The organism is Variovorax sp. YR752, from assembly GCF_943372545.1.
On sequence record NZ_CALRZC010000288.1, the window covers coordinates 1 to 9232 of the forward strand.

Below are 9232 nucleotides of genomic sequence, written 5' to 3' on the forward strand. Positions count from 1 at the left end.
GGGCCGACAGCAGCGTGCAAAAAAGTCCGCGTGGACAATGCGGCGCATGTCCGATCTCCACGCCCTGACCCGGCAGTTCCCGCACCCCGGCCGCCTCGACGCCATCCTGCTGCGCCCCGCGCGGCGTGCGCCGGTTCAATCGGTGGAGGAGGTGCTGGCGATCGAAGCGCTGGGCCTGGAAGGCGACCGCAGCAGTGCCGGGCGCGGCGGCGGCAAGCGGCAGGTCACGCTGATCCAGGTGGAGCACCTGCCGGTCATCTCGGCGCTCGCGCAGCGCGTGGAAGGTGTCGACGCCGGCCTGCTGCGCCGCAACCTCGTCGTGTCGGGACTCAACCTGCTGGCGGCGCGGTCGCTGTTTCGCGACCAGCCGCTGGTGCTGGCGCTCGGGCCCGAGGTGCTGCTCGAGATCACCGGGCCCTGTGAGCCTTGCTCGCGCATGGAAGAACTGCTGGGCCCCGGTGGCTACAACGCCATGCGCGGGCATGGTGGCGTGACGGCGCGGGTGTTGCGTGGCGGTGTGCTGCGCGTTGGCGACGCTGTCGCCTGCCGCGTGGGCAGCAGCAGCGCCTGAGCGCCGTCTACATCAGGTTACGCAGCGACGCTTCGATGGCCGCCGCCGTGGCCAGCGGCTTTTCCATCGGGAACAGGTGGCTGCCATCGAGCATGGTGATGCGGCCCTTGGTGACCTGCTCGGTCATCGCCATGCCCACCTGCTTCATCTCGACCGACTGGCGCCCGCCGATGAAGGCCACCTTGCACTTGAGCGGGTGGCGGCGCAGCAGCCCGCCCAGCGTGTGGGGCAGGGTGTTGTAGATCGCGGTTTCCACGTCGCGGTCGAAGCTCAGGGCGCGCGTGTCTTCGCTGTCGAAGGTGCCGTGGTCGATGTAGTCGTGCAGCACCTGCTCGTCCCACTTCGCGAACGCCTTCTTGCTGCGGAAGTGCTCGAACACCGCCTCGCGGTGCTCCCAGCTGTTGCGCCGCTTGCGGCTGGTGGCGCCGGGCGACATGCTCTTCATGAACGGCGTGCGCTTGACCACGTTGAGCGTGTTCGCGCGCCAGCCGCCGAGGATCGGCGAGTCGATCAGCAGCACGCCGCGCGCCAGCTCGGGATGGCGCGCGGCGCACATGAGGCTCAGGAAGCCGCCCAGCGAATGGCCGATGAGAAACACCGGGCCGCCCGCGCGGTCGGCGCGCAGCTGGGCGAAGTCGGCCAACTGCTGCACCAGGTGCGGCCAGTTGTCGGTGACGGGGTACTTCGGGTCGTGCCCGAATTTCTCGATGGCGTCGACCTCGAAGCCCCGGTTGCGAAGGCTGTCGAGAACGACGCGGTAGGTGCTCGCCGGAAAGCTGTTGCCGTGCGAAAAAATGACAGGAGGCACGGACAGTTTCAGATGAGCTTTTCGTCGGGCGTGGAAATCTTGCGCAGCGGGCTGTGGCGCGTGGCCGGCATCCGCAGCGGGTGGTCGGTGACGCTGTCGTCCCACACCGGGTCTTCGATGCTGTCGAACACTTCGCGCAGCTTCTGGCCCCAGCTGTTGTGCATCATGCGGTAGTAGGGGTTGTCGGCGTCGATGCAGATCACGCGATCGGTCTCGAGCTTGTTGGCCTCGTACACCACCAGGTCGAGCGGCAGGCCGACCGACAGGTTCGACTTCATGGTCGAGTCCATCGACACCAGCGCGCACTTGGCGGCTTCGTCGAGCGGCGTCTCGGGCGTGAGCACGCGGTCGAGCACGGGCTTGCCGTACTTCGATTCGCCCACCTGGAAGTAGGGCGTCTCGGTGGTCGCTTCGATGAAGTTGCCGGCGGCGTAGACCAGGAACAGGCGCATGCCTTCGCCCTTGACCTGTCCGCCGAAGATGAACGACACGTTGAAGTCCAGGCCCGCATGCTTGAGCGCCTCGGCGTCGCGGTCGTACACGTGGCGCACGGCCGAGCCCAGCACGCGCGCGGCGTCGAACATGCTCTTGGCGTTCCAGATGGTGATGGGGTCGCCCTGCGAGCCGTCTTCGCGCGTTTCGCGCAGCTCTTCGATCTGCAAAATTTCGCGCACCGACTGCGAGATGCTCAGGTTGCCCGACGACAGCAGCACCATGACGCGATCGCCCGGCTGCTCGTAGACGATCATCTTGCGGAAGGTGCTGATGTGGTCCACGCCCGCGTTCGTGCGCGAGTCGGAGAGAAACACCAGGCCGGCGTTGAGTTTGATGCCTACGCAATAAGTCATGGGTTCGCCTTGCAGGAACTGGGCCCGCTCATGCGGTACTGCGTTCACGTGCGTTCAGTTTCTGGAGGGCATAGAGCGCGTCGAGGGCTTCGCGCGGGCTCATGGTGTCCGGGTCGAGGGCAGCCAGCGCGGATTCTACGGCGCTGACCATGGGGGTTTCGGCGGCGGGCGGGGGCGCGAACAGGTCGACCTGCGCACGCGTTTGCGCATGCTGCGATTCGAGTGCGTCGAGCGCCTGTCGCGCATGGTTGACCACCGCGGCGGGCATGCCTGCGAGGCGCGCCACCTGGATGCCGTAGCTCTTGCTGGCCGGGCCTGGCTGCATCTCGTGCAGGAACACGATGTCGCGGCCCGACTCGGTCGCGCTCACGTGCATGTTCACGGCGCCGTGGTGCGTGGCCGGGAACTCGGTCAGCTCGAAGTAGTGGGTCGCGAACAGCGTGAAAGCCTTGCTACGGTCATGCAGCTGCGCCGCGATGCCCGCCGCCAGCGCCAGGCCGTCGAAGGTGCTGGTGCCGCGGCCGATTTCGTCCATCAGCACCAGCGACTGCGCCGTGGCGCTGTGCAAAATCTGCGCGGCCTCGGTCATCTCGAGCATGAAGGTCGACTGCGCGTTGGCCAGGTCGTCGGCCGCGCCGATGCGCGTGTGAATCGCATCGATCGGCCCGAGCCGGCAGGCTGTCGCCGGCACGTGCGAGCCGATGGACGCCAGCAGCACGACGATGGCCACCTGCCGCATGTAGGTCGACTTACCGCCCATGTTCGGGCCGGTGATGATCTGCATGCGCTGCTGCGGCCCCATCTGCGTGTCGTTGGCAATGAAGCTGCCCGACGACTTCTCGGCCAGTCGCGCCTCCACCACCGGGTGGCGGCCCTGCTGGATCTCGATGCACGGATGCGACACGAAGGTCGGCGCGCGCCAGTTCAGCGTGTGCGAGCGCTCGGCCAGTGCGCACAGCGCGTCGAGCGCGGCGATGCCACCGGCCAGCTGCGTGAGCGTGGGCACCGAGGGTTGCAGCGCGTCGAGCAGCTGTTCGTACAGCCACTTCTCGCGCGCCAGTGCGCGGTCTTGCGCACTCAGTGCCTTGTCTTCGAAAGCTTTCAGCTCGGGCGTGATGAAGCGCTCGGCGTTCTTCAGCGTCTGGCGGCGGCGGTAGTTGTCGGGCACCTTCGAGAGCGCGCTTTGCGTCACCTCGATGTAGAAGCCGTGCACGCGGTTGAACTGCACGCGCAGGTTGCTGATGCCGGTGCGCTCGCGCTCGCTGATCTCGAGCTTGAGCAAAAAGTCGTCGCAGTTCTCGCTGATCTCGCGCAGCTCGTCGAGCTCGGCGTCGTGGCCGGTGGCGATCACGCCGCCGTCGCGCACCAGCGCCGACGGATCGGGCTTGATCGCGCGCACCAGCAGGTCGGCGCAGCCCGGCGGCGGCGCGAGGCGTTCGGTGATCTGCGCCAGCAGCGCCGCAGCGCCCGGCAGCAGCGGCGCCAGTTGTTCGGCTTTCGACAGCGCGAGCTGCAGCGCCACCAGTTCGCGCGGGCGCACCTGGCGCAGCGCAATGCGCGCCGCGATGCGTTCCACGTCGCTCGTGTTCTTGAGTTGCTCGCGCAGCGTGCGCCAGGGCGCGGCGGTGGCGCCGGGCCCGGGGGACTGCAGCGCACCGATGGCGTCGAGCCGGCCTTGGGCTTCGCTGCGGTCGCGGCGCGGCGAGAGCAGCCAGCGCTTGAGCAGGCGACTGCCCATGCCCGTCATGCAGGTGTCGAGCAGCGAGAACATCGTGGGCGAATCTTCGCCGCGCAGCGTCTGCACCAGCTCGAGGTTGCGACGCGTGGTGGGCGGCAGCTCGATCAGGTCGCCGTCGCGTTCCACCGACAGGCGCTGCACGTGCGACAGCGCGCGGCCCTGCGTGTGCTCGGCATAGCCCAGCAGCGCGGCGGCGGCGGCGTGCGCGTTGCCCAGCGATTCGGCGTTCCACGCCGCGAGGCTGTGGCTGCCCATCTGCTCGCTGAGCTTGCGCTCGCCCAGGCCCGGGTCGAACTGCCAGGCCGGACGCAGCGACAGCGTGAACGGCACGGCCGCACGCGCGGCCTTCAGGCGCTGTTCGAACGCGGGCGTGACCTCGGCGCTGTACAGCAACTCGCTCGGCGCGATGCGTGCGATCCAGGTTTCGAGCGCATCGGCCGGGCACTCGGCCAGCCGCAACTCGGCACCCGTCACGCTGAGCCATGCCAGCCCGCAGAAATTGCGCGTGCCCGCATGCACGGCGAGCAGCAGCGAATCGCTCTTGTCGTTGAGCAGTTCCGAATCGGTCAGCGTGCCGGGCGTGACCACCCGCACCACCTTGCGTTCGACCGGCCCCTTGCTGGCGCCGACCTCGCCCACCTGCTCGCAGATGGCCACGGATTCGCCGAGCTTGATGAGCCGCGCGAGGTAGGTGTCGACCGAGTGGAAGGGCACGCCGCACATCAGCACCGGCTGCCCGGCCGACTGGCCGCGCTGGGTGAGCGTGATGTCGAGCAGGCGCGAAGCCTTTTCGGCGTCGGCCCAGAACAGTTCATAGAAATCGCCCATCCGGTAGAACAGCAACGTGTCCGGATGGTCGGCTTTGAGGCCCAGGTACTGCACCATCATGGGCGTGTGCCCGGAGAAGTCGCTGGAAGAGGGGGCGGGGTGGGCAGTCGTCGTTTTCACTCGGGGATTATCGGGGACGGGCGGACGGGGATCAGCCGACGGTCAGCGTGACCGGCTTGCCGATGCGGCTGAGCATTTCGACCAGCGTGTCGATGGTGAACTTGGTTGTTTTCTTGTTCACCACGTCGGACACCCGGGGGCGCGAGACCATCAGGATCTCGGCTGCCTCGGCCTGCTTCAGCTGGTGCTCGTCGATCCAGCCGGCCAGCGCCTCCATGAGCTGCTGCTTCAGCAGGCGCGTGTCGTTGATCTGCTTGTGCGACGCGGCCTGCAGGCGGCGGGCCTCGGCCGGCGCAAAACCCAGCTCGAGGAAGAGATTGGCGCCCGGCGGGGTGACGTGGCGGATGGCGGTGTCGGTCTTCATGGTCTGTCCTTCCTGGCGTGGATCACGGCGCGGTAGCGCGCTTCTGCGATGGCCTTGTCCTGCGGGCTGGTCGCCTGAGTCTTCTTTTGAAAGCAGTGCAGGACATAGACGGCTTCCTCGAACTTCGCCACGTACATCACACGGTAGATGCCGCTGGCATCCCGCAGCCGGATTTCCCGCGTGCCGGCCCCCACGTCGTTGAAGGGCTTCCAGTCCGTCGGGTCCAGCCCGGCCTGCACCTTGCCCAGTTCAAAGCCCGCCGCGCGGCGCGGTTCCACGGGAAAGGCCAGCAGGTCTGCATAAGACGAGCCCACCCAGCGGATTTCCTTCTCGTCCATTGATGCACTCGCGTGTATAAGATTTTATACGCGAAGCCTGGTGCGTTTCACGCGCCATGACTCCCCCCTCGCGCGGCATTCTCCCGACGACCCGCGCAGCATCGCGCCGCAAGACACCTTTCCGGCTCCGAGGATGTGAACTTTGTGGGGAACTGACGCGGTTCGATGGCGCCTCGTGGGTGCCGCTCAGAACTTTGAATCCGGAAGTTGCATCCGAGCGTAGTCACGCGCATGACTGCGCGGACGCATAAGAACTTTGGAGGGAGATCCCAGTGAGCTTCGAGGACATCCGGAACCGATTTCAGGTACCAGCCCGCAAGGGCGCCAGGGTGCTGGTGCGCGGGCAACCCGGCACCGTGACCACCGTGCGGGGGCTCACGCTGCGCGTGCGGCTGGACGGCATGCGTTGGTCGCAGCCGTACATGCCGGACGAGCTGCAATGGCTGCCGGTCGATGCGCCCGAGGCGCCCGAACCGGACGGGGAGGCCGAAGCCGACCATTGACGCGGCCGGCGGCTCGCACCGCCCCTCCTAAAATCGCCCGGCGCAAACCCCGCGTGAAGAACAAAGGCGCCCATGGCCCCGTCGGATGAAATCAAAGGCCCTGCAGCGGACGCGCTCCCGGACACCGCCACCTTGCCCGCTGAACTCGCGGCGCTGTATCTGTGCATGTCGCCGGCCCAGCTGGCGGACCTGCGCAAGTCGAAACGGCCCGAAGGGCGCCCGGGCACGGGCAACAGCGGCCCGTCCGTCATCCGGCCCGTCGAAGGTACGGGCGGCGCCAAGGACCCGGCGCTCTACCAGCTCGGCACGCTGCGCGAATTTGCCAGGGCGAACGCTGCCCCTTCCGCCTTCGACACCGCGTTGAACACCGGCCTGCTGGGCTGGGTCAGCGCCAAGCTGCCTTTCTTCGCCGAGCGCGAGCCGCGCATCAAGCGCGGCAAGCGCGTGCTCATCGGCGGTGCCTGGGACCGGGCCGATCCGCTGCGCGAGCAGCGCTTCGTCGCGCTGGCCAAGGGCCGCATCCGCTTCACGTCGCTGACGTGTGCCGAAGCCGCGGCGAGCCTGTGGGCCGATGTGGCCAGCCACCGCGCCCTCGCCGACCAGGGGCTGGCGTTGCTCAGCCGCGAGACGCGGGCCATCGAGGCCTCACTGGTCGAGACCGCCGCCCTGGCCGCGACCGCATCGACCGATGCGTCGGCCTGAGTTCATTCCAAGTTCGAAGAGGGAAGCGCCCCGATGCTGATCAATTGCGTGGCCTATGAAAACGGCGCCAAGCTCGCCGACATTCCCGTCGAGGACATCAGCGAGTACATCTCCCGCGCCGGCTGTTTCGTCTGGGTGGCGCTCAGCGACGCCACGCCCGAAGAGCTGGCCCAGATGCAGGACGAATTCGATCTGCACCCGCTGGCTGTCGAGGATGCCCAGCACGGCCATCAGCGGCCGAAGGTGGAGGAGTACGGCGACTCGCTGTTCGTCGTGATGCACCTGGTCGAGCCCTCGACAGAAGAAGGCGAGGGCGGGCACAGCGTGAACGTGGGCGAGGTCAACGTGTTCGTCGGCAAGAACTACGTGCTGTCGGTGCGCAACCGCAGCCAGCAGGGCTTTCTGGGTGTGCGCGAGCGCTGCGAGCGCGAGCCCGACCTGCTGCGCAACGGCGCGGGCTTTGTGCTCTATGCGCTGATGGACGCGGTGGTCGACCGCTACTTCCCGGTGATCGACGCGCTCGAAGTGGAACTCGAATCCATCGAGCAGCAGATCTTTGCCCAGGGCGGCGCGGCGCGCGACAAGATCAAGCAGCTGTACGACCTGAAGCGCCGCAGCCTCATTCTCAAGCGCGCGGTGGCGCCATTGGTGGAGGCGGCGGGCAAGCTGCACGGCGGGCGCGTGCCGCAGATCTGCGTGGGCACGCAGGAGTATTTCCGCGACGTGGGCGACCACCTGGTGCGCATCAACGGCTCGATCGACGCGGTGCGCGACACCATTGCCACGGCGGTGCAGGTGAACCTCTCGATGGTCACCATCGAGGAGAGCGAAGTGACGAAGCGGCTCGCTGCGTGGGCCAGTATCTTTGCGGTGTGCACTGCGTTTGCGGGCATCTGGGGGATGAACTTCGAGCACATGCCTGAGCTGAAGTTTCGCTATGGGTATGCGATGGCGTTGGGGTTGATCGTCAGTACCTGCGGCTATCTGTACTACCGGTTCAGGCGCGTCGGCTGGCTTTAAGGGATTTGCTCCCTCCCCTTCCGGGGGAGGGTGGGGGTGGGGGCTCGCGGCCTTTCAACCATCAGCGGCTTTTCAAAGGCCGCTTGCCCCCATCCCAGCCTTCCCCCGGGAGGGGAAAGGGCAAGACCAACACCAATACTTACTCGTCGTGCGTGTCGTGCGTCGCTGCCGCACCGCGACGCCAGTAACCCGACGCCCGAACCCACTTCGGGTTCGCACCGCGTTCGCCCACGAGGTGCGCGCGCAGTGCCTTCGCAATCGCCGATTCGCAACCGACCCACGCATGGAAGTCGCCAGCCGGCAGTTCCATCGTTTTCAGCGTGTCGACCAGCACCGGGCTCAGGCCTGGTGCTGCGCCTTGGCGGTGCACCCAACGCAGCGTGAGTTCGGCCTGCGTCTCGAAGGGAATCTCGTCGGCTTTGCTGTCGACTTCCGCCAGCACCACCACGCGCGCACCGGCGGGCAGTTCGGCCAGGCGGCGTGCAATCGCGGGCAGGGCGGTGTCGTCGCCGATCAGCAAGTGCCAGTCGAATTCGGTCGGCACGATGAACGAGCCGCGCGGGCCGCCCACGCCGACGATGTCGCCGGGCTTGGCTTGCTCGGCCCACTGCGTGGCAGGGCCGGCGTCGTGCAGCGCGAAGTCGATCTCGAGCGTGTTGGCTTGCGCGTCGTGGCGGCGCGGCGTGTAGTCGCGCATGGCCGGGCGGCCGCCTTCGGGCCACACGGGGCCGTCGGGGCCAGCGGTCGGCAGCGCGAGCTGGCCGGTGGCGGTGTCAGGAAAGAACAGTTTCGCGTGGTCGTCGAAGCCGGGGCTCGTGAAGCCTTCGAGCGCGTCGCCGGTCAGCGTGATGCGGATCAGGTGCGGCGTCACGCGCTGCACGGTCTTCACCGTGAGTTGGCGAAAGCGCAGTTCGTGGCGCACGCGGCGCGGCGTGCGGTCGGGCGTGTTGGCAGAAGAGGAAGTGGTGGTGGTGAAGTCGGTCATTTCAGATGGGTTCAAATGCGTTCGAGCTGTTGTGCGGCGCTGTCGAGCACCGCGGCGAATTCGTGGGCTTGTTGTTCGGTGAGGGGGGCGCCGCCGAGGCGCAGGCGCATCGCGAGCTTCAGGTTCTCGATGGCGCGGGTGACTTGCGGGGGCCGTCCGGCGCGCGGGCCGGCGCCGTCCACGCCGCCTGCCATGCGGGCCATCATGGCGGCGGCCGTTTCGCGGTTGGCGGCCAAAAACTCCTGGCCGCTCGGCGTGATGCTGTAGCGCTTGCGACCGCCGACGTCGGCGGTTTCCACGCTCAGGTAGCCGAGTTCTTCCAGCAGCGTGAGCGTGGGGTAGACCACGCCGGGGCTCGGCGCGTAGGTGCCGCCCAGGCGGTCTTCGATGGCCTTGATGAGCTCGTA

11 protein-coding genes are annotated in these 9232 nt (G+C 67.6%); 4 read left to right on the forward strand and 7 right to left on the reverse strand.

The window, feature by feature from the left end:
- Window positions 1-46: 46 nt before the first annotated feature.
- Complete coding sequence (locus tag AAG801_RS37325; protein ID WP_341892958.1) at window positions 47-571, forward strand: MOSC domain-containing protein; 525 nt, start codon at window positions 47-49, stop codon at window positions 569-571.
- A gap of 7 nt (window positions 572-578) precedes the next feature.
- On the opposite strand, the gene AAG801_RS37330 is transcribed toward AAG801_RS37325, so the two are convergent.
- From AAG801_RS37330 to AAG801_RS37350, 5 genes are all read right to left on the reverse strand, one after another.
- Complete coding sequence (locus AAG801_RS37330) at window positions 579-1385, reverse strand: alpha/beta hydrolase (protein ID WP_341892965.1); 807 nt, start codon at window positions 1383-1385, stop codon at window positions 579-581.
- A gap of 2 nt (window positions 1386-1387) precedes the next feature.
- Window positions 1388-2227: a proteasome-type protease gene (locus AAG801_RS37335; protein ID WP_101489595.1), complete on the reverse strand. Its 840-nt coding sequence runs from the start codon at window positions 2225-2227 to the stop codon at window positions 1388-1390.
- A 28-nt stretch (window positions 2228-2255) separates the two neighbouring features.
- Window positions 2256-4853 carry a DNA mismatch repair protein MutS gene (mutS, locus tag AAG801_RS37340; RefSeq protein WP_341892966.1) on the reverse strand — a complete coding sequence of 866 codons (2598 nt, stop codon included), beginning with the start codon at window positions 4851-4853 and terminating at the stop codon, window positions 2256-2258.
- Between the two features lie 91 nt (window positions 4854-4944).
- Window positions 4945-5277, reverse strand: coding sequence for an XRE family transcriptional regulator (locus tag AAG801_RS37345; protein ID WP_341892959.1), 333 nt, complete (start codon window positions 5275-5277; stop codon window positions 4945-4947).
- Window positions 5274-5615, reverse strand: coding sequence for a type II toxin-antitoxin system RelE/ParE family toxin (locus AAG801_RS37350; RefSeq protein WP_341892960.1), 342 nt, complete (start codon window positions 5613-5615; stop codon window positions 5274-5276). Before AAG801_RS37350 ends, AAG801_RS37345 begins: the two co-directional genes overlap by 4 nt.
- Before the next feature lie 272 nt (window positions 5616-5887).
- Here AAG801_RS37350 and AAG801_RS37355 point away from each other — a divergent pair, with 272 nt between their 5' ends.
- From AAG801_RS37355 to corA, 3 genes are all read left to right on the forward strand, one after another.
- A complete protein-coding gene (locus AAG801_RS37355) occupies window positions 5888-6118 on the forward strand; it encodes a polysaccharide deacetylase (RefSeq protein ID WP_341892961.1) in 231 nt (76 codons plus the stop codon).
- 132 nt (window positions 6119-6250) lie between these two features.
- Window positions 6251-6820: a hypothetical protein gene (locus AAG801_RS37360; RefSeq protein WP_341892962.1), complete on the forward strand. Its 570-nt coding sequence runs from the start codon at window positions 6251-6253 to the stop codon at window positions 6818-6820.
- 33 nt (window positions 6821-6853) lie between these two features.
- Window positions 6854-7840: a magnesium/cobalt transporter CorA gene (corA, locus tag AAG801_RS37365; RefSeq protein ID WP_192192780.1), complete on the forward strand. Its 987-nt coding sequence runs from the start codon at window positions 6854-6856 to the stop codon at window positions 7838-7840.
- A 139-nt stretch (window positions 7841-7979) separates the two neighbouring features.
- Here corA and AAG801_RS37370 read toward each other — a convergent pair whose 3' ends face one another.
- Both AAG801_RS37370 and AAG801_RS37375 read right to left on the reverse strand, forming a co-directional pair.
- Window positions 7980-8825: a siderophore-interacting protein gene (locus tag AAG801_RS37370; protein WP_341892963.1), complete on the reverse strand. Its 846-nt coding sequence runs from the start codon at window positions 8823-8825 to the stop codon at window positions 7980-7982.
- An 11-nt stretch (window positions 8826-8836) separates the two neighbouring features.
- Window positions 8837-9232, reverse strand: a 396-nt coding sequence (locus tag AAG801_RS37375; protein ID WP_341892964.1) for a PadR family transcriptional regulator, incomplete at its 5' end; no start/stop codon positions are given.

Excerpts from the sequence above, each read along its gene's own strand:
- AAG801_RS37325 (WP_341892958.1), top strand. The coding sequence starts at position 47 with ATGTCCGATCTCCACGCCCTGACCCGGCAGTTCCCGCACCCCGGCCGC.
- AAG801_RS37350 (WP_341892960.1), bottom strand. The coding sequence starts at position 5,615 with ATGGACGAGAAGGAAATCCGCTGGGTGGGCTCGTCTTATGCAGACCTG.
- corA (WP_192192780.1), top strand. The coding sequence starts at position 6,854 with ATGCTGATCAATTGCGTGGCCTATGAAAACGGCGCCAAGCTCGCCGAC.
- AAG801_RS37345 (WP_341892959.1), bottom strand. The coding sequence starts at position 5,277 with ATGAAGACCGACACCGCCATCCGCCACGTCACCCCGCCGGGCGCCAAT.
- AAG801_RS37335 (WP_101489595.1), bottom strand. The coding sequence starts at position 2,227 with ATGACTTATTGCGTAGGCATCAAACTCAACGCCGGCCTGGTGTTTCTC.
- AAG801_RS37370 (WP_341892963.1), bottom strand. The coding sequence starts at position 8,825 with ATGACCGACTTCACCACCACCACTTCCTCTTCTGCCAACACGCCCGAC.
- mutS (WP_341892966.1), bottom strand. The coding sequence starts at position 4,853 with ATGATGGTGCAGTACCTGGGCCTCAAAGCCGACCATCCGGACACGTTG.